This window comes from Methylomonas sp. DH-1 (assembly GCF_046097555.1).
Taxonomy (GTDB): domain Bacteria; phylum Pseudomonadota; class Gammaproteobacteria; order Methylococcales; family Methylomonadaceae; genus Methylomonas; species Methylomonas koyamae.
Map to the genome: position 1 here is coordinate 1,085,261 of NZ_CP143089.1, position 18,250 is coordinate 1,103,510.

Annotated in this window: 17 protein-coding genes; 7 read left to right on the top strand and 10 right to left on the bottom strand. The window is 57.8% G+C overall.

The window, feature by feature from the left end; translation table 11 throughout:
• The first annotated feature begins 38 nt into the window (after positions 1–38).
• Positions 39–434: a type VII toxin-antitoxin system MntA family adenylyltransferase antitoxin gene (gene mntA, locus VXJ35_RS05340; RefSeq protein ID WP_064020768.1), complete on the top strand. Its 396-nt coding sequence runs from the start codon at positions 39–41 to the stop codon at positions 432–434.
• Entirely contained in the window at positions 424–846 is a 423-nt protein-coding gene (hepT, locus tag VXJ35_RS05345; protein WP_064020769.1) for a type VII toxin-antitoxin system HepT family RNase toxin, read from the top strand. The genes mntA and hepT overlap by 11 nt, the downstream gene beginning before the upstream one ends.
• Positions 847–1,036: 190 nt before the next feature.
• On the opposite strand, the gene VXJ35_RS05350 is transcribed toward hepT, so the two are convergent.
• A complete protein-coding gene (locus tag VXJ35_RS05350; protein ID WP_231914852.1) occupies positions 1,037–2,002 on the bottom strand; it encodes a helix-turn-helix domain-containing protein in 966 nt (321 codons plus the stop codon).
• Positions 2,003–2,241: 239 nt separating this feature from the next.
• On the opposite strand from VXJ35_RS05350, the gene VXJ35_RS05355 reads away from it, so the two are divergent.
• Together VXJ35_RS05355 and VXJ35_RS05360 are read left to right on the top strand one after the other, a co-directional pair.
• Complete coding sequence (locus tag VXJ35_RS05355) at positions 2,242–3,588, top strand: IS5 family transposase (RefSeq protein ID WP_064020771.1); 1,347 nt, start codon at positions 2,242–2,244, stop codon at positions 3,586–3,588.
• Positions 3,589–3,671: 83 nt separating this feature from the next.
• Positions 3,672–4,124 carry a hypothetical protein gene (locus VXJ35_RS05360; protein WP_231914853.1) on the top strand — a complete coding sequence of 151 codons (453 nt, stop codon included), beginning with the start codon at positions 3,672–3,674 and terminating at the stop codon, positions 4,122–4,124.
• Here VXJ35_RS05360 and VXJ35_RS05365 read toward each other — a convergent pair.
• The 3 genes from VXJ35_RS05365 to VXJ35_RS05375 form a co-directional block, all read right to left on the bottom strand.
• Complete coding sequence (locus tag VXJ35_RS05365; protein ID WP_269454925.1) at positions 4,121–4,825, bottom strand: amidohydrolase family protein; 705 nt, start codon at positions 4,823–4,825, stop codon at positions 4,121–4,123. The two genes, VXJ35_RS05360 and VXJ35_RS05365, sit on opposite strands and share 4 nt — an antisense overlap.
• 9 nt (positions 4,826–4,834) lie before the next feature.
• Positions 4,835–5,368 carry a hypothetical protein gene (locus VXJ35_RS05370; RefSeq protein WP_197495971.1) on the bottom strand — a complete coding sequence of 178 codons (534 nt, stop codon included), beginning with the start codon at positions 5,366–5,368 and terminating at the stop codon, positions 4,835–4,837.
• A gap of 292 nt (positions 5,369–5,660) precedes the next feature.
• Positions 5,661–5,933: a hypothetical protein gene (locus VXJ35_RS05375; RefSeq protein ID WP_157198087.1), complete on the bottom strand. Its 273-nt coding sequence runs from the start codon at positions 5,931–5,933 to the stop codon at positions 5,661–5,663.
• Positions 5,934–6,350: 417 nt separating this feature from the next.
• On the opposite strand from VXJ35_RS05375, the gene VXJ35_RS05380 reads away from it, so the two are divergent.
• Positions 6,351–7,598 carry an IS256 family transposase gene (locus VXJ35_RS05380; protein WP_064023300.1) on the top strand — a complete coding sequence of 416 codons (1,248 nt, stop codon included), beginning with the start codon at positions 6,351–6,353 and terminating at the stop codon, positions 7,596–7,598.
• On the opposite strand, the gene VXJ35_RS05385 is transcribed toward VXJ35_RS05380, so the two are convergent.
• The 6 genes from VXJ35_RS05385 to VXJ35_RS05410 all read right to left on the bottom strand — a co-directional run bounded on the left by VXJ35_RS05385 (position 7,583) and on the right by VXJ35_RS05410 (position 15,218).
• Entirely contained in the window at positions 7,583–7,993 is a 411-nt protein-coding gene (locus VXJ35_RS05385) for a restriction endonuclease (RefSeq protein ID WP_082880806.1), read from the bottom strand. The two genes, VXJ35_RS05380 and VXJ35_RS05385, sit on opposite strands and share 16 nt — an antisense overlap.
• A 191-nt stretch (positions 7,994–8,184) precedes the next feature.
• Positions 8,185–9,591: a 3'-5' exonuclease family protein gene (locus VXJ35_RS05390; RefSeq protein WP_064020772.1), complete on the bottom strand. Its 1,407-nt coding sequence runs from the start codon at positions 9,589–9,591 to the stop codon at positions 8,185–8,187.
• On the bottom strand, positions 9,575–12,493 hold the full coding sequence (gene gcvP, locus VXJ35_RS05395) for an aminomethyl-transferring glycine dehydrogenase (RefSeq protein ID WP_064020773.1): 2,919 nt from the start codon (positions 12,491–12,493) through the stop codon (positions 9,575–9,577). The genes VXJ35_RS05390 and gcvP overlap by 17 nt, the downstream gene beginning before the upstream one ends.
• Before the next feature lie 2 nt (positions 12,494–12,495).
• Positions 12,496–13,593, bottom strand: a complete 1,098-nt coding sequence (gene gcvT / locus VXJ35_RS05400; RefSeq protein ID WP_064020774.1) for a glycine cleavage system aminomethyltransferase GcvT — start codon at positions 13,591–13,593, stop codon at positions 12,496–12,498.
• A gap of 11 nt (positions 13,594–13,604) precedes the next feature.
• Positions 13,605–14,303: a zinc ribbon domain-containing protein gene (locus tag VXJ35_RS05405; RefSeq protein WP_064020775.1), complete on the bottom strand. Its 699-nt coding sequence runs from the start codon at positions 14,301–14,303 to the stop codon at positions 13,605–13,607.
• A gap of 171 nt (positions 14,304–14,474) precedes the next feature.
• A complete protein-coding gene (locus tag VXJ35_RS05410; RefSeq protein ID WP_064020776.1) occupies positions 14,475–15,218 on the bottom strand; it encodes a YkgJ family cysteine cluster protein in 744 nt (247 codons plus the stop codon).
• A 651-nt stretch (positions 15,219–15,869) separates the two neighbouring features.
• Between VXJ35_RS05410 and ltrA the strand changes: the two genes are divergently transcribed.
• Together ltrA and VXJ35_RS05420 are read left to right on the top strand one after the other, a co-directional pair.
• Positions 15,870–17,117 (top strand): group II intron reverse transcriptase/maturase, encoded by a 1,248-nt coding sequence (ltrA, locus tag VXJ35_RS05415; RefSeq protein WP_197495973.1) that lies wholly within the window; start codon positions 15,870–15,872, stop codon positions 17,115–17,117.
• 375 nt (positions 17,118–17,492) lie between these two features.
• The gene (locus VXJ35_RS05420) at positions 17,493–18,215 is read left to right on the top strand and encodes a class I SAM-dependent methyltransferase (protein ID WP_064020780.1); all 723 of its coding nucleotides are present in this window, start codon (positions 17,493–17,495) and stop codon (positions 18,213–18,215) included.
• The last annotated feature ends 35 nt before the right edge of the window (positions 18,216–18,250 follow it).

The following is an 18,250-nucleotide window of genomic DNA, read 5'->3' on the forward strand; positions in this document are numbered from 1 at the left end:
CAAGGCCGTCATCGGCAAAATCGACGCGAGAGAATGGCATGAATAAACTGGCGCTCGTAAACTGCTTACAAACTCAGCTCGATGGCTTGCTGGCGTTGTATGCCTTTGGCAGCCGTATCCAGGGCAACGCAACGCCGGACAGCGACCTGGATTTAGCGGTTTTGGTTGCCGGTTATGCCGACCCGGTTTTATTGTTCGATCTGGCCGGGCAACTGGCCGATATCGCCGGCTGCCCGGTGGACTTGGTCGATTTACGCGCGGCTTCGACAGTCATGCAATACCAAATCATCATGACAGGCGAACGCTGGTGGCAAAAGGACACCCAAGCGGCATTGTTCGAGGCGGCGGTGTTGAGCGAAAAAACGGCGCTGGATACGGCACGCGCGACGTTGATCGAAGAAATACAACACAGGGGCAGTGTCTATGGCCGATGATGTTTTGCTGAATAAAGCGGCAACGATTGAGCGTTGCGTGCGGCGCGCGCGGGAAGAATATGCCGCCGACCCGGCCGGTTTTATTCAAAATTACACTCGGCAGGACGCCGCCATTCTGAATATTCAACGCGCTTGCGAAGCGGCGCTGGATATGGGGCAGCATTTGATTCGGCGCGAAAAATTAGGTATTCCGCAAAGCGCTCGCGATGTGTTTAACCTACTGGCACAAGGCGGCTGGATCGAGCTGGAATTGGCCGCAGGCCTGAAACGTATGGTGGGCTTTCGTAATATTGCCGTGCATGATTATCAGGCATTACAACTGCCCATCACGGTGGCTATTATCGAAAAACACTTGGACGAATTTTTGCAGTACAGCAATGTCCTGTTGCGGCGGGACGCCAGCGGCGGCTAAAACACCGAGGGATAGTCTGAAGCATAAGGCAATCGGCCTCGAAAACGATATCGAGCTGGCCTTCGGTCAGCCATGGCGGTTATTGCTCGATTCGAAACGCCACACAGCCGCCAAGAAGTTTCGGGCGTTATGGGTTCGTCGCCCAATTGCCCAATGCCCCTCCCCAAAAAAAAACACGTATCGCCAACAACTAACCCCGCATGTGCCGATAGTCGCTGGGCGAACAGCCGTAGCGGCGTTTGAAGGCGCGGCTGAAATGGGACATGTCGTTAAATCCCCAGCGCAGGGCGATTTCGGTCAAACTGCGGCCGGCGTGATGTTTGGACCGCAGTTTTTCGGCGCAACGTTGCAGACGGTGCTGCCAGACGTAACGCATCAACGAAGTGTTTTCGGCGTTGAAAAGCGCGTTGATGTAACGCGGCGACAGGCCGGCGGCGCCGGCAATTGCTGCGCTGTCCAGCTCCGGGTCGGCCAGGCGGGCTTCGATCAGGCGTTTGATGCAGCTCAAGGCCTGGGCGCGGTGATCGGCCAATTCGAACCGGCCCGGCCGTAGCGCGCTTAGCGTCAAAGCCAATAAATCCAGAGCTTGGCCGGCCAGCGGCGAAAACCGGGCCGTGTCGATGCAATCCGCCTGGCGCGCGGCGCTGCGCAAAAAATCCGACGTTACCGCGCCAAGGCCGCCGCTGCCGGGGATCCTCACTGCGGAACAATGCTCGACGCCGGCCAGGCGTTGTTGCAGCAGTTGCCGCGGAACCGATACCAGCAGTTTGGCAAACGGTTCCGGGCATTCGATCCGGTGCGGCCGGGTGGCGTCGTATAGCGCTATATCTCCGGCCTGCAGTTCCGCTGCGCGGCCATCCTGCTGCAACCGGTAGCGGCCGTGTAACAGCACCACGGCGAAATAGGCATCCTGGCTGGCGGTTTCGGGCTCGCACGGCGGGCAGTAAAGGCCGATGCTGCTGGAGCGAATCGCCGACAGCCGTAATTCCTGCCACGGGTAAATCGTCATCTCGTTGAACAGCTCCGCTTGCGCGGGCGGCGTGATATCGACCCTGGCATATTCGCGGCCGATCACGTGGTGTAACCAGTCCCGCCGCTGTGTCGGCGGCAGGTCGGCGGTCGACAGGTGCAAGGCCGGATTGGCGGATGGGCTCACGGCAAATCTCCATAAACTCGATCCGGCCATGATAGCGGCGTTAGCACCGTTGCAGTCAAGCGATTGTGCCGCTCCGGTCAAGCCGGCCGCAGCGCCGCCGGCTAGGATAGTCGCCCCTGAAAAGCCCTAAAATTTCCACTAACACATTGAAATAAAATAAGTAATCTAATTAAGAAGCGGGCAATAATTGCAAGAAAGGGGTAAAATAGCTATTAATTTCTTGCAAATTTTTATTCAAAATGAAGCCAAAATCCCAAGAAACGAGTGGTCAAATCGATCTATTCAACACACCGCTAGCCGACCTGTTAAACCCAAAACACGAGCTTTACCAACTGGCTAATCTGATCGATTGGAAAGTCCTGGATGATGCCTTTGGCGAGTTCTTTACCGAGAATCAAGGTGCGCCTGCCTTGCCCACGCGACTGATAGCGGGACTTCATTACCTCAAACATGCCTTCGCACGTTCCGATGAAGCGGTGGTCGCGCAATGGCTGGAAAATCCGTACTGGCAATACTTTTGCGGCGAAGCGTATTTCCAACACCAGATGCCTTGCCACCCCACATCACTGACCTATTGGCGGAAACGGATTGGCGAAGCCGGTTGTGAATGGATGTTATCGGTGACGATTCAGGCTGGCGTAGACAGCAAGACCGTGAACAAGCAGGATTTTGAATCGGTGACGGTCGATAGCACGGTGCAAGAGAAAGCCATCACGTATCCGACCGATGGGAAGTTGTACGAACGCTGTCGCCAGCACCTGGTCCGCTTGGCTGAGCAGCATGAGATTTCGCTACGGCAGAACTACAACCGTAAAGCTCCGTATTTGCTGCTAATGGCGAACCGGTACAGTCATGCCAAGCAAATGAAGCGCAAACGCAAAATGCTCAAGCAGTTAAAGACTTTGGTCGGCCGAGTGTATCGAGATATTGAACGTCAATTGGACAATCAATCCGACGCCGTCAAAGGTGCGTTCAAAGAGACCCTGGAGAAGACCCAACGGATTCTGAATCAGCAACCCCAGGATAAAAACAAACTGTACAGTTTTCACGCCCCGGAAGTGGAATGCATTGCCAAAGGCAAAGTCCACAAGAAATATGAATTCGGCGTCAAAGTGGGCATCACGGTTACCAATAAAAGCAATTTCGTACTGGGCGCTCGTAGCTTTCCTGGTAATCCCTATGATGGACACACCCTGGAATCCTGTCTGGAACAGGCAGAAATACTGAGCGGTACGCGCGCCAAAGAAGCGTTTGTCGACTTGGGTTATCGTGGCGTCGAGCTGCCCGGGGTCACGATTTACAAAGCCCGGCAAAAACGCGGCGTGGATACACGACGACTCAAACGCGCACTCAAACGTCGCAACGCTATCGAACCGATCATCGGCCACCTGAAGAACGACGGATTATTGGGGCGCAACTACCTGAAAGGCGAACTGGGCGATGCGTTGCATGCCATCCTGTGCGGTGCCGGCCATAACATCCGTTTGATCCTCAGGCGGTTGAGGATTTTTTGGTCTCGTTTTTGGGCGCTACTGTCACGACTTGGGATGACTTCATCAGTCGAGCATTTTTTATCGTTCGCATGAGAGCGGTCGTCTCTGAACAATTTCGGCTTTTTCAGGGACGACTAGGATAGCCGCATCGATTGGCCGAGATGGTGGAGGAGACGATGGCGACGAACAATACTGCAACCCAGATACTGTTATTGAAAGGCGCGGCGTTATGGCTGTTGGCGGCGTTGCTGCTGGCTTGGTGCCTGGTCGGCTTGAACCTGGAACTGGCGCCGCTGCACGCGCTGTTTCCCGGTAAGCCGTCGCGCTTGTTGCAGGCAAATTTGGACTATTTGCTGATGAGCGCGTTGCTGTTCGGCTTCGCGGCGGCCGGCATCGGCTTGCCGCGGCTCGTAGCTTGGGCGATGGTGGTCGGCGCCTGCACCAATTCCAGCCTGTTTCTGCTGATGGCACTGTTTCCGCACCTGGACGGCCCTCAGCCGCAAGCGGACGCCTGGTTGCAGTTGTTCAAACTGTATACCTTCGCCAGCATCGTTACGACCAGTTACGGCTTCGGGCGTGCAGCTTGGTTAATGCTGGCCTGGACCCGGCAGCGGCCGGGCAAGGCTTAGGCGGCGGTCGATTTGCCGGCGGCGAAAAACGGCCGGGTGGCGAAGATGCGGTCGGCGAAGCGTTTGCCTTGCCAAGACAGGCTGCGTTTCAACACGAAATCGAACCGAAACGGATGATAGTCCTGCAGGCTTTGCAGCGGCTCCACCGCCGTTTCCGGTAACAGGCCGGCTTCGGCAAAGGCCGGTACCGAAATCAGCGGCAAAATCCCGGTCAACGGGTAATCCGAACCGTACAACAGCCGGTCGTGCCAGTCGGTTTCCACCAACAGGGTTTTAACGACCTCCGGGTCGCGGTTGCGCAATACGATTGCGGATATGTCGCCGAACAAACGGCCCTGCCATTGTTTGTCCGCCATCAGCTTGGCGAATAAATTGAAACTTCTGACCTCGCGGCCGTCCTCGTCGATGTCATGGCCCAAGGTCGCGCAATGGGCGATCACCACCCGCACCCCGGCTTCCAACGCCCGCCGCAGCCGTAGCGGATTGCCGAACAAGGGTTGGTCGGCGCCGTGCAAGGCATTCTCTTCGCCGCCGTGGGTGATGATCGGTATGTTCAATGCCGCCGCTGCTCGATAAAAACGGTCGCATTGCGGCGAGGCCGGATCGATGCCCATCACCGGCGGCAGCCATTTCACGGCCCTGGCGCCGTTGGCGGCTGCGTGTTGCAAGGCCTCGACGCAATCGGCGCGGTAGGGGTGGATGCTGGCGACTCACTCGAAGCGGTCCGGGTAAGCTTTGGCCAGGCGCTGGGCATATTCGTTCGGTACGAAAAACGCGGTGTTGGCGTGATCCGGGTCGCCGTTGGCGCCGTGGGTCCGGTCGAAAGCGTACAGCATGGCCTTGGCGCCTGGCGGCATTGTGTCCATCAAGGCATGCAGCCGCTCGACGAAGGCTTGGTCCTGGCGGCTGTCCGGAATGCAGGCGGCATTGGCGTAGGCCCAATGCTGCAAGGTTTGAATCGGGTGGCGCAGCGGTTGGTGCATTTCCGGCGTCTGGGTGATGCCGCTGCCGCCGTCGCCGGAACCGACGATATGGGTATGGCAATCCCACCAGTCGGCCGGATCGATACCTTGCCAGGCGGCTTTTTCCAATGCCAGCGCCGGGGTTTCCTGCGGGTTCAGGCAGGCGTTGTTCAGGCGGAACAGGGCTTGCGCCGCCGGGCTTAACGCGGCCAGCCCGGCAGCACCCAGTTGCAAGAAACGGCGTCGGGCCGCCGCCCCGGAGCTGAAACAATTCGTAGTCATGTTGGGATTGGCTTGTTAAAAATGAACGTAAACTGGGCTGCGGTTTCGGGTTGGGCTTGGAGAGGCTGGCCGAGCGTTTTGGCGTGGCTTATCAAGCGTCGCCGACCGCGAATTGAAATTTCAATTGTAGGTACGCAATGCATACCATCAGAATGCTACCGTGATGGCCATGAAGGTACGCGGTGCGTACCGGGCTTATCCGTTCTACGGTCCTAAAACATTGGATTCCGCAGAGATGCAGTGTTTTACATCTCTGCGGAATCACCCAAAAAATACGCCACCAGGTTCGATTTCAATATCCAAGCCCCCCAAGATAAGCTGGTATTGATGTTAATGCTTCTATTCTCTCTTGCTCTTTTAGTGTGGCATCACGCGCAACGAACGGATATACACTCAAGATAAATTCTTTTAATTGCTCGAATGCCTCGGGAGAGTATGTGTGACCAGAGTTCAACTGGTTTAGGGGTGTCATCATCCACCGAGCAAATACAAGAGGTATTGCTACATCAGGAATGTCTTCCCATCCGTCGATATAACCTTTTCCTCGCATTGGGTGGGAAAGCATCTGATCGCAATTCCCTTTGCAACACCAATAAATCTGGTCGTAGTGAGTTTTTCCGGAGGTTTGGTCGCGTTTACACCAGAGAACGATTATTCCACTTGGCTTTGGCTCTAAAAGATTTTTACCGCAGTTTTTGCAGTGTATGGCTGGATGCGTTGCAAAAATTTTGGCCGGCTTTGGGTTTTCACCTAACCAAGTAGCTAATGATTTCGGGAAATATCGTTTGGCTAAGTGAAGACCATCCGGACTTTTTAGCAGATATGACTCGATTTTTTCTCTATCAAAAACCTGAGTTTCAATATTTCCACAAATTCCTTTCGAGCTATAACTGAATCTGGTGTTTGGTAGTTGAAGAGAAGCGGCGTATCTGGTTGATTATTTGTGACCAAACAAAACGATCAAAACCAAGGATACGCCACCATGAAGAAGAGTAATGTAATCGACCTGTCGAGTCGAGAAGAGAACGCCGATCTTTTGACCGATCTGATTCGTCAAGGCGCGCGGAAGTTAATAGCGCAAGCCATCGATGCCGAATTGGCTTCCTATCTGGAAGCCTTCAGCGAACGGAAGTTAGGCGATGGTCGGGCCGCCGTCGTGCGTAACGGATTCCAACCTGAGCGTGAGATTCAGACAGGCATTGGCCCCGTAGCGGTGAAGGTTCCCAAGGTTCGGGCAAAAGACGGCCAAGGGGCTACCTTTCGTTCGGCGTTGGTGCCACCGTATGTGCGCAAGACACGTTCCTTATCGGCTGCATTGCCCTGGTTATACTTGAAAGGTATCTCCAGCGGTGAAATGGAAGCCGCACTGGAAGTCCTGGTTGGCCCGGATGCCACGGGGTTATCAGCCAGCACCGTGGCCCGTTTGAAACGCGAGTGGGCGGCGGAATATAACGATTGGCGAACCCGTCGCCTGGACCGAGATCAGTGGGTCTATATCTGGGCTGATGGCATCTACAGCGGGCTGCGAGCGGAAGATGTCAAGCTGTGTGCCTTGATCATCATCGGGGTCAATGAGCGCGGGGAAAAACGATTTCTGGCGATTGAAGACGGTGTGCGCGAATCGACGCAGAGTTGGCGGGAAGTATTGCTGGGCTTGAAAGCACGCGGTATGAACAGTCCCAAACTAGCCATTGGTGACGGCGCAATGGGTCTCTGGGCCGCGCTGGACGAGGTTTACAGCGACACCCGACAACAACGCTGCTGGGTGCATAAAATGAACAACGTCCTGAACCGCGTTCCAAAAGCGGTGCAACCCAAGATGAAGCAGTCGCTGTACGACATTTGGCAGGCTGACACCCAAAAGAACGCCGAACGCGCCTTCGACCAGTTCGCCACGCTCTATGACGCCAAATATCCCAAGGCGGTTGAATGTCTGTATCGCGACCGGCATGAACTGCTGGCCTTCTATGACTTTCCGGCTCAGCACTGGCAAAGCATTCGAACAACCAACCCCATCGAATCAACCTTCGCCACTATTCGCCATCGCACCAAGCGTGCCAAAGGCTGTCTCGCCCGCGATGGCATGTTGCACATGCTATTCAAACTGGGACAAACGGCTGAGAAAACCTGGCGACGCCAGCGAGGATTTGATTATCTCGCCAAAGTGATTACCGGGGTTCCGTTCAAGGACGGCATTGAGCTAGAAACCGGCAATCAGATCGCCGCTTGATCAAGGCCTGAACACCAGATTTGACAATAGCTCATTCCTTTCAGCAAATCCGATAAGCCTGAGCTAGCAAGGGTTGAGTAAAATCCGATAAATCCGCTACAACCATTGGCTTCAATTCGATCTCTTATATTTGAATCGTCTTGAGGAGAAACCGAAGCACCTGAATGGGCTTTATGCTTGCAACTGACCAGCCATCTTACCGAGGTCTCTCCTCCAACACCGCTACGACGTTCAATAACGAGTATGTCTTTTCCGCCATCCGCGCCTCTACTGGGATCTTCCTTAATTTCATACCCTAGGTGAGCTAGAAAGTCGCGTGCAAAAAGCTCAAATGTATCTTGGAGCCCTCCTCCAAGATGAGCTTCCGGAATTTCCTTAAAGTCGATTGCAGTCATAAAACCTCTTGCGAAATCTAATTATTGGATCTGGTTCCCAAGCTCTGGCTTGGGAACGTAACCGCAGAAGCTCTAGCTTCGCATATGGACTGGAAGCCAGAGCTTCCAAGACTTGGGTTCCCAACCTGGAGGTTGGGAACCAGGGTACCAGGGCCGTAGGGCGGATAAGCAAAGCGTCATCCGCCATTCACTCACCACGACTCGCCAACCATCTCCAAAGCGCCTGGCAGCACCACAACCTCCGCCTTTTTCAACGACTTACTCAGCAACATATAAGTATCCCGATCAAAAGCCGGCCGACCGCTCTGCAACAGCTCCGCGATGTCCGCTTCGTTTTTCGCAGTCCCCAGATAACACCAACGATCGATCACATGCAGTTCCGCGCCTTCGCGCACGCCAATCACGCCCGGATACGGCCAGACGGCGAGTTTGAGTTTTTGCATGGCGATCAACAGCCGCGCCGCGTGGGCCAGCGGCGCTTCCAAACCGACGCAGCCGCCGCGGCATTTTTTGATCTGGTAGCCAAAGCAGGGCCGGCCGGCGGTGGTTTTTTCCAGGCCCAACACGCTCAGGCACAGGCCGTGCTGTTCGGCGACGCCGCGCAAGGCTTTCTGGGCGTCGCGCTGGCTGTGGTACAGGCCGTACAGATTATCCTGGGCACCGAAATCCAGTTCGCCGGCCCAGCTCAACACCGGCTTAAGCTGTTCGCCCTGTTGCTGCAATTGCCAGGCACACAAGGCGTTTTTGCGGCGCAAGCGCTGGTTGTGCACCGGCGTCATTTCCTTGATCAAACGCGCCTCCAACAGTAGCGCGCCCAACTCGCCGGCGGTTTCTATCCAGTCGATGCGCCGCAGTTGCTGGGCCAGACTCATCTCTTTGCTGTTCTTATGATCGGCGCCGAAATGCGCCAGCACCCGGTTGCGGATGTTGGCACTCTTGCCGATGTACAGCGGCAGATCGTTCTCGCCATAAAACAGGTAAACGCCGGGGGTTTCCGGCAAATCGTGGATCAAGTTTGGATCGATGTTGGACGGCAGGCTGGAACGGCCAACCAGGCGCTGGGCAGCTAGATCGACCACCGCCTCGGAAAACTGCTCGCAAGCCTGAGTCCAGAACTGATGAATCAACTGGGCGTCGGCCAGCGCCCGATGCCGGTCCTTGGCCTGCAAGCCGTGGCGTTCGATCAGGCTGTCCAGATTATGCCGATGGAATTGCGGATACAACGCCCGCGACAGTTTGACGGTACACAACACCTGCGGCCGAAAGGTCATGCCGACCCGGCTGAATTCGTTCTTCAAAAAGCCGTAATCGAAGCGGGCGTTGTGGGCAATAAATAGCCGGCCCTCCAGCAATTCCGCCACCTCGCCGGCGATTTGGGCAAAGCTGGGCATCTCGGCGACCATCTGGTTGCTGATGCCGGTCATTTGTTCGATGAACAGTGGGATACGGGTTTGCGGGTATACCAACTGGTTCCATTCGCGCACGCCGTCTTCATCGACCAAGACGATGCCGATTTCGGTGATGCGGTCTTTGGTGGCGGTGGCGCCGGTGGTTTCCAGGTCGACGAAGGCCAGCGGCTGGTTAACGTGCTTCAGCATCGCACTCCGTGGCGGTTTGCGCCCAGTCCAGCGGGCAACTGCAAAACACGTGGCGGTCGCCGTAGACGCTGTCGATGCGGCCGACCGGCGGCCAGTATTTGTCGTCGTGCTGGTGGCTGTCCGGAAAGAAGGCTTTTTGCCGGGAATACGGCAAATGCCAGTCCTCCAGCAACAGGCGATGGGTATGCGGTGCGTTGTGCAACACGTTGTGCTCAGGATCGGCTGTGCCGGTCTCGATCTCGCCGATTTCCTCGCGAATCGCGATCATCGCCGCGCAGAAGCGGTCGATTTCGGCTTTGTTCTCGCTTTCGGTCGGTTCGATCATCAAGGTATCCGGCACCGGAAACGACACGGTCGGCGCATGAAAACCGTAATCGATCAGGCGCTTGGCGATGTCCTCGACCGTGACGTTGGCGGTTTTTTTGAAGGCGTGGCAATCGATGATGCATTCGTGCGCGACCCAGCCGTTGGCGTCGGTGTACAGAATCGGGTAATGCGGCGCCAGGCGGCGGGCGATGTAATTGGCGTTCATGATTGCGGTCAAAGTTGCTCGGCGCAGGCCGGTAGCGCCCATCATTGCGATGTAGGCCCAGGAAATCGTGAGAATGCTGGCCGAGCCCCACGGCGCCGCCGACACGGTGCCGACCGTGCCATGCTCGCCTTTGGCCGGATTGACGCCTTCCACCACCGGGTGCTCCGGCAGATACGGCGCCAAATGCGCGCCGACGCCAATCGGCCCGACGCCGGGCCCGCCACCGCCGTGCGGTATCGCAAAGGTTTTATGTAGATTCAAATGGGCGACGTCGGCACCGATTCTGCCCGGCCGGCATAAGCCTACCAAGGCGTTGAAATTGGCGCCGTCCATATACACTTGGCCGCCGTGTAGATGGACGATGTCGCAAATCTCGCGGAAGGCCGCTTCGTAGACGCCATGGGTGGACGGATAGGTAATCATCAAGGCCGCCAACGTGTCTTGATATTGCTGAGCCTTGGCGCGCAGGTCGGCGACATCGACGTTGCCGTGGTCATCGCAGGCCACGACCACGACGTGTAATCCGGCCAAGGTCGCGCTGGCCGGGTTGGTGCCGTGCGCCGAGGCCGGAATCAGGCAGATGTTGCGCTGGCCCTGGCCGTTGACCTGGTGGTATTTGCGGATCACCAGCAGGCCGGTGTATTCGCCTTGCGAACCGGCATTGGGTTGCAACGAGAAGGCATCGAAGCCGGTCAGGTCGCAGAGCATGTCTTCCAGTTCGGCGAACAACTGCTGGTAGCCCTGGGTTTGGTGCAGCGGCGCGAAAGGATGCATCGCCGCAAATTCGTAAAACGAGATGGCTTGCATTTCGGTGGCGGCGTTCAGCTTCATCGTGCAGGAACCGAGCGGAATCATCGCCCGATCCAAGGCAATGTCGCGCCGCGCCAGCCGGCGCATGTAGCGCATCATCTCGGTTTCCGAGTGGTACAGACTGAATACCGGATGCGTAAGGATCGCATCGTCGCGCAGCAAGTGCGCCGGAATGCATTCTTCCAGGCTGGCATCCAGTGCGGCAACGTCGGGCAATTCGCTGATCGGCGAGGCGAAGATTTGCCAAAGGGCGCGGATATGGTCGCGGGTGGTGGCTTCGTCCAATGCAATGCCCAACGTATCCGGATCGATGACCCGCAGATTGATGCCGGCCGCCTCGGCTTGGGCGGCAAAGCGTCGGGCCCGGTTCGGCACGCGGACTCTGATGGTGTCGAAGTAGCACTGGCTCAACACTGGGTAGCCGCAGCGCGCCAGACCGGCGGCCAGAATCCGGGCATAGCGATGCACCCGGCCGGCGATCAAGCGCAAGCCATCGGCGCCGTGGTAGACCGCGTAAAAGCCGGCGATCACTGCCAGCAACACCTGCGACGTGCAAATATTGCTGGTGGCCTTGTCGCGGCGGATGTGCTGCTCGCGGGTTTGCAGAGCCATCCGCAACGCGACCTGGCCGTGCGTATCCTTGGACACGCCGATCAAGCGGCCCGGCATCGAACGTTTGAAGTCGTCGCGGGTGGCAAAAAACGCCGCATGCGGGCCGCCATAACCCATCGGCACGCCGAAGCGCTGGGCGCTGCCGACCACAATGTCGGCACCGAATTTGGCCGGAGGCGTCAGCAATACCAAGCTCAGCAAGTCGGCGGCGACGGTAACCAGCGCCGATTTGGCGTGGGCCACCGCGGTCGCTTCGGTCAAATCGTGGATTTCGCCGCCGCTGTTGGGATACTGCAAAATCAACGCGAAAAAGTCGTGTTGCTCCAGACCGCTAAACGGATCGGCGACCACCACCTCATAACCCAGCGAGCCGGCGCGGGTTTGCATCACCGCGATGGTTTGCGGATGGCAGTTTTGATCGATCAGCACGGTGTTGGATCGGCTCTTGGCCAGACGGCGGGCCATCGTCATCGCTTCGGCAGCGGCGGTAGCTTCGTCGAGCAACGAGGCGTTGGCGATGTCCATGCCGGTCAGGTCGATGATCATTTGCTGGAAATTCAATAAAGCCTCCAGCCGGCCTTGGCCCACTTCGGCCTGATACGGCGTGTAGGCGGTATACCAGCCGGGATTTTCCAGCACGTTGCGTTTGATCACCGCCGGCATGATGGTATCCGAGTAGCCCATGCCGATCATCGACACCATCACCTTGTTGCGCTCGCGCATCGCCCGCAGGTATTTGATCACGGCCCGCTCGCTGATCGTGCCGGTCAGTTTCAACGGCTCGTGGTTCAGAATGTCGGCCGGCAGCACCCGCTCGACGATCTGTTCCAGGTCGTCCAGACCCAGTTCGGCCAGCATCGCTTGAGTTTGCTCGGCGTTGGGGCCGATGTGGCGCTGGATGAAATTTCCGCGCATTTCCAGTTGGTCGAGGCGGGGACGGTGGCTCATGGTTATCTCGCGAGTTTGTGGTAACGGTGCGGTACGAAAGGTAGCCGGCAGACTGTCAATTCGATGGCCGAGTTCCGCACCACCGCATTGAGGCGGGTGCCGGCTGCGGTTAAGGCCTGGTCGATCAAAGCCATCGCAATCGGTCGGTTCAGCGTCGGCGAGAAGCTGCCGCTGGTAACGATGCCTACCTCGCGGCCGGCGCTATCCAGCAAAATAGCGCCGTCCCGGACCGGGATTTTGCCCTCGACCAGCAAACCGACTCGACGCCGCCCGGCGGCGTTTTGCCGCTGCGCCAGAATGGTTTCGGCACCGGGGAAATCGGTATGGCCTTTCTTAAAAATCCAGTTCAAGCCGGCCTCTATCGGCGTGATGGTTTCGTTCAATTCATGTCCATAGAGACACAGCCCGGCTTCCAACCGCAAGGTATCGCGGGCGCCCAAACCGATGGGTTCGACGCCGTCTTCGGCCAGCAATAATTTGGCGATTCGTTCGGCATCTGCAGCCGGCAATGAAATTTCGAAGCCATCCTCGCCGGTGTAGCCGCTACGGCTGACGGTGCAAGTTACGCCGGCGACGCTGGTCTGGCAGACTTGCAGAAAATTCAGCGTCGCCGCCTCGCCCGAAAATTTTGCCATCACGGCAGCCGCACCGGGGCCTTGCAACGCCAATAAAGCCTGATCTCTTAACGCTTCGAATCGACAATCGGCCGGTAACCGCTCCCGCAAATAAGCAAAATCCTTGTCCTTGCAACCGGCATTAACGATGATGCCGACCCCATCCGTAACGCGGGTGACGATGATGTCGTCGATCACGCCGCCGGCGGCGTTGGTCAGCACCGTGTATTTTTGTTGGCCGACCGCCAATTCGGCGATGCCGCCTGGCGTCAATTTATCCAACGCCGCGGCGGCACGGTCGCCAAAAATGCGGCATTGGCCCATGTGGGAAATATCGAAAAAACCGGCCTGGCTACGGCAATGCAGATGCTCGTGAATGATGCCGTTTTTGTATTGCACCGGCATTTGGTAACCGGCGAAGGCGGTCATTTTGGCGCCCAACTCGCGGTGGAGGGCGGCAAGCGGGGTGTGTTTCAAGTCTGTCATGGCGGCCGGACCTATGCGGCCGATTCGCCGTGCCCGGCAGCGGCCGACGGTGTGGGCGGCGCGCTCTGCTGCAGATCGACGCCGCAATCGGGACAATAGCGTTGATCGGCCGCGACCTGGGAACCGCACGCCTGGCATTGCGCCGTTTGCGGTATTGGGCCGCCGCAATGGCCGCAAAAATGGGCGTTAGCGGATACGGCCGCGTGACATTGCCGGCAGCGTCGCTTGTCGGTGCCGGCCAGCCACGGCCTCAGCTTGGCCAAATCGCTTAGGGCCAGAACCAGTTGGTCGGCTTGGCGGTAAGCCCGCAACACCAGCCACACGCTGACGCCGACGATCAACGCCAGTACGCTGCCGTAATAAATCGTTTGGCCGGTGGTATTGACGAAGGGCTCCAGGATCTCCCAAAACAGGCTTTGCGCCATGACCAAGATCACTAACGCGCATAGCGGCTCGGCCACGCTCATCGCAAAGGACAGCGCGCCGCCGCGGTCCGGAACCGTTTGCAGCGCCAGGCTGGCGCAGAAATAAAACAACACCAAGGCCGCCAGTTTCGCCGCGAACCAAACGATTTGCCCGGCCTTGAAATGCCAGAACAATTCCAACTGGTCCATCATCGGCACCAGCGAGACCGCCTTGCCGATTGCCAATACCGTCAACAGCGTTACCAGCAGTTGGGCGGCGCGTAAAGCGTTACTGTTTGCGGACATGTTGCCTCCTGTGACAGGGTGTTCGAACTGACGGGGAAGTGTTCGGCGGGCTTGGACAGCGCCCGCAATCAAGGTCCGGGCTAGCGTAGCATAGAACCGGTTCGGGCGGGATTGGCGGCAACGCCCGCCTTGCTGGAACGCATCGCCGCCCGGATGCTAGCCAGACGCAAATCAGGGTTTGCCGAGATAAGCGAAAAATTCCTGCATCCACTCCGGTCCGCGCTTTTTCGGGAACTGGTTGGGGTGGGTCTTGACCCACTGTAGGGCGTAGATCATCGGCACCGAATCCGGTTGCGTGACGTGGCCGGTATGCCAGAGTTTACGCACCAATCGCGATACCTGAAATTTCAACTCGATGTGTTCGACCGTGTCCGGCGCCGGCTCCCGGCAATGCTCGGCCGGAGAGGTCACCAGATATTCGCGGCAGGCCAGCGGCCGCTCGGGGTGAATCGAGCAGCTCTCGTCCTCCAAAAACGGGCAGGCGATATTCTGGCGGAAATAATCCAGCGCATGGCTCTGCACGGCGTCGTGGGTCGTGCCTTGCTGCAGTTGTTGTTGCAATTGCGCCAACCAGTCGATCCGATCCAACTGGGCGCAACCGTCGGCAAAACGTTGTTTGACCGCGCTGCGCCGGGGTTCCGGCAAGCGTTCGACCACGGCGGCGATGTGGTAAGCCTCGAATTCCGCCAGCGGCACCACCTGCCGGCAACAGGCGCCGCAGCCGGCACGGCAGGAGATCGGCCGGTCCCGGTCGACAAAGGCTTCTACCGCGGTATCGACGAATTGGTTATCGATCTGCTGCAACGCCGGCAGCACGCCGAGCGGCGTGACCTTGTCCGCGGGGACGGCGAACTTCAATTGCAGCGGTTTGCCGTAAAGCGTCAAATTGACTTGGGCGGGTATTTTCTTGGCCATATTTAAAACTCGTTTGCTGAATTAAACGGCCGGGCAGCCGCCGGCCAATTTTAGCGCCTTCCGCCGGCCTCAATGTCGTTGAGTTAAGGATGGTAGGAGCGGGCCATGCCCGCGATCAAACGCCTTCGGTCGCAGGCATGGCCTGCTCCTAGTGCGCTCGTGAAGGCGCACACATCGCATGGTGAAAGTCCATGTCGGGGTATGCCAAGGCCCTGTAGCTGAAGATAACTGCGTCGCTGCGAAGCGTGGTGGAGAGCAATCGGAGGCGAACTGGCGGTCCGCAGGAGACGAACTTGATTCGGCGGGACACGGCGGCGAGCCTGCTAGGAGAAGGCGAAGCCTGAAACGCATCGAACACGTTGGTTTGGCGAAAGAAACGATGTTCGGGCCGTGCCTGTGGTTGGAGGTGGAACGTTGGGACGTGTGTGCGAGATAAGCGAGGAGACCTGTTCGGTGGCGCGAAGCCGGGCAGGAGTCAGAACCCGCATAGTACCGAAGCGGCATAAGCCGTGAAAGGCCCGGCGAGCAAAACCGGGTTGAGGGAAGGCAGGGTAGGAAGGTGGATGCGAGAAATCGAGAGCGAGGCAAATGACAGCACCGACAGTGTCGAATAGGACTAAACAAGGTACAGAAACGGCGGGAATTCCCGGCGTGGAAGCCGCAATCTGGACGGACCGCATGGTGTCGGCACTGGTGAACGGTGTCGAAGGACACAAATGGTACAGTTTGATGGACAAAGTCTATGCACCGACCACGCTGGCGTTGGCTTGGGCGAAAGTCAAAGTCAATCGAGGAGCGGCGGGCGTGGACAGACAAAGTGTGGAGCAGTTCGAAGCCCAGGCCGATCACTATTTGGCGGAACTGAGCCAGAGCCTGCGGGAGGGGACTTACCGGCCGATGGCGGTTAAACGGGTGGAGATACCCAAAGGTGACGGTCAACGTCGTCCGCTGGGGATACCGACCGTCAAAGACCGCATCGTCCAGGCGGGGGTCAAACTGGTTATCGAACCGATCTTCGAAGTGATGTTCCTGAACAGCAGCTACGGTTTCCGGCCGGGGCGAGGCTGCAAGGACGCGCTGCGGGAAGTCGATCGCTGGCTTAGAGTCGGATACACCTACGTGGTGGACGCCGACCTGAAAGCCTACTTCGACAGCATTCCGCACGGCAAACTGATGGAACGGGTCGAAGCCCGAATCAGCGACGGTCGCGTACTGGAACTGATCGAAAGTTGGCTCCAGCAGGACATTCTGCAAGGGCTGGAAAGCTGGACGCCGACGAGCGGTAGCCCACAAGGCGCGGTCATCAGTCCGTTGTTGGCGAACCTTTACCTGCATCCGTTGGACGAACGGCTGATGGCGCAAGGCTACCGGATGGTGCGCTATGCCGACGACTTCGTCGTGCTGTGCGCCGACCGGGAAGAAGCCGAGGCGGCCTTAGCGTTAATCCGCGACTGGGTCGACGTTAACGAACTGAGCTTACACCCTGACAAGACCCACATGGGCGATTGTCGGCAAGTGGGTCAAGGCTTCGAGTTTCTGGGATACCGCTTTGAAGCCGGCAAGCGCTGGGTGCGGAAGAAGAGCTTGAATCGGCTCAAAGACCGCATTCGCGAGAAGACTCGGCGTACGCGTGGGGATAGTTTGGCTCGGATTGTGGCCGATCTAAACCCGATGTTGCGAGGCTGGTATGCTTACTTCAAGCACGCCCAAAGCGGCACGTTCCGCAATCTGGATGGATTTATTCGCCGAAGGTTGCGTGCCTTGCTGAGGAAACAAGACAAGCGGCCGGGATTCGGCCGTTGCCAAGCCGACCACCAACGCTGGCCAAATGCGTATTTTGCGGCTGTCGGGTTGTTCGCATTACACCCTGCCTGGCAAGCCGAGAGACACCCCCGATGAGGAAACCACCGACTGGAGAGCCGTGTGCGGGAGAACCGCCCGCACGGTTCGGAGGGCGGGGAGGGCGCAAACCCTTTCCGACCCCTATCAGGATCTGAACCAGCCGTTCTGTTTCTTAACTTAACGGCATGACCGTCGGGTTTGGAGAATCCGGAAGAAAGCAAGTCCGCCGGGCGCTTACGGCCTTGCGAAATAACGGCTGCAGCAGCCGTCGGAAAAATCCCTTTCCCATTGCGGAAAATTAATGTTAAAAGTTTCCCCTCAACCATCCACGAGGAAATGCCTGTGATCTCAGCCGCTATTTATATCCTGACCGTCAGTTTCGCCGCCTACGCCATTTACAAAGTCCAGGCCAAATAAGCCTTAAACCGGCCGATGTCCAGCGTCGACAGAATTCCAGCGCGGACCGGAACGCCGCGCAGTTACTGGGTCAAGGAAAGCGCTTTCGGCATCTGGTTTCTGAATACCTACACCTGGCGGCAACGGGTACTGCGCATCGCATTAAACGATCTAGCGCGGTTGTTGCCGTCCCGCCCGGTCCGGCCGGCGATACTGGATATCGGCTGCGGCCGCGGCAATTCGTTTGCGTTACTGGAAACCCAGTTTCAGCCGCAGCGTATCGCCGGCATCGAGATCGATCAGGCCCTGCTGGCGGACGCAGTCCGCGCCGGCTCCCAGTGTTCCTGCCGGGTCGACGTCACGCTGGGCAACGCCGAACAATTGCCCTATCCGGACGCCAGCTTCGACGTGTTGTTCTGCCACCAAAGTTTTCACCACATCGTCAAACACCGCGAGGCCATGCAGGAATTTTATCGGGTCTTGAAACCGGGCGGGCTGCTGCTGTTCGCCGAATCCTGCAAGCGCTTTATCCATTCGTTGCCGATCCGGCTGCTGTTCCGCCACCCGATGCAGGTGCAAAAAACCGCCGACGAATACATCGCATTGATCCGCGACAGCGGCTTCAAACTGGACGATAGCGCCATCTCCAAGCCCTATATATGGTGGAGCCGGCCGGATGCCGGTGCGTTGGAATGGTTCGGTTTTTCCCTGCCAAAGCAGCCGGAACCGACCTTGGTCAATTTAGTCGCCGTCAAATAACGTGGCGGGTTTGCACGTTGTCCGCCGCGGCCTGC

Coding starts and splice junctions, on each gene's coding strand:
- VXJ35_RS05355 (WP_064020771.1), top strand. CDS start 2,242: ATGAAGCCAAAATCCCAAGAAACGAGTGGTCAAATCGATCTATTCAAC.
- VXJ35_RS05370 (WP_197495971.1), bottom strand. CDS start 5,368: ATGACTACGAATTGTTTCAGCTCCGGGGCGGCGGCCCGACGCCGTTTC.
- VXJ35_RS05410 (WP_064020776.1), bottom strand. CDS start 15,218: ATGGCCAAGAAAATACCCGCCCAAGTCAATTTGACGCTTTACGGCAAA.
- VXJ35_RS05390 (WP_064020772.1), bottom strand. CDS start 9,591: ATGCTGAAGCACGTTAACCAGCCGCTGGCCTTCGTCGACCTGGAAACC.
- VXJ35_RS05385 (WP_082880806.1), bottom strand. CDS start 7,993: ATGACTGCAATCGACTTTAAGGAAATTCCGGAAGCTCATCTTGGAGGA.
- VXJ35_RS05380 (WP_064023300.1), top strand. CDS start 6,351: ATGAAGAAGAGTAATGTAATCGACCTGTCGAGTCGAGAAGAGAACGCC.
- VXJ35_RS05375 (WP_157198087.1), bottom strand. CDS start 5,933: ATGCTTTCCCACCCAATGCGAGGAAAAGGTTATATCGACGGATGGGAA.
- gcvP (WP_064020773.1), bottom strand. CDS start 12,493: ATGAGCCACCGTCCCCGCCTCGACCAACTGGAAATGCGCGGAAATTTC.
- VXJ35_RS05360 (WP_231914853.1), top strand. CDS start 3,672: ATGGCGACGAACAATACTGCAACCCAGATACTGTTATTGAAAGGCGCG.
- VXJ35_RS05405 (WP_064020775.1), bottom strand. CDS start 14,303: ATGTCCGCAAACAGTAACGCTTTACGCGCCGCCCAACTGCTGGTAACG.
- mntA (WP_064020768.1), top strand. CDS start 39: ATGAATAAACTGGCGCTCGTAAACTGCTTACAAACTCAGCTCGATGGC.
- VXJ35_RS05420 (WP_064020780.1), top strand. CDS start 17,493: ATGTCCAGCGTCGACAGAATTCCAGCGCGGACCGGAACGCCGCGCAGT.
- hepT (WP_064020769.1), top strand. CDS start 424: ATGGCCGATGATGTTTTGCTGAATAAAGCGGCAACGATTGAGCGTTGC.
- gcvT (WP_064020774.1), bottom strand. CDS start 13,593: ATGACAGACTTGAAACACACCCCGCTTGCCGCCCTCCACCGCGAGTTG.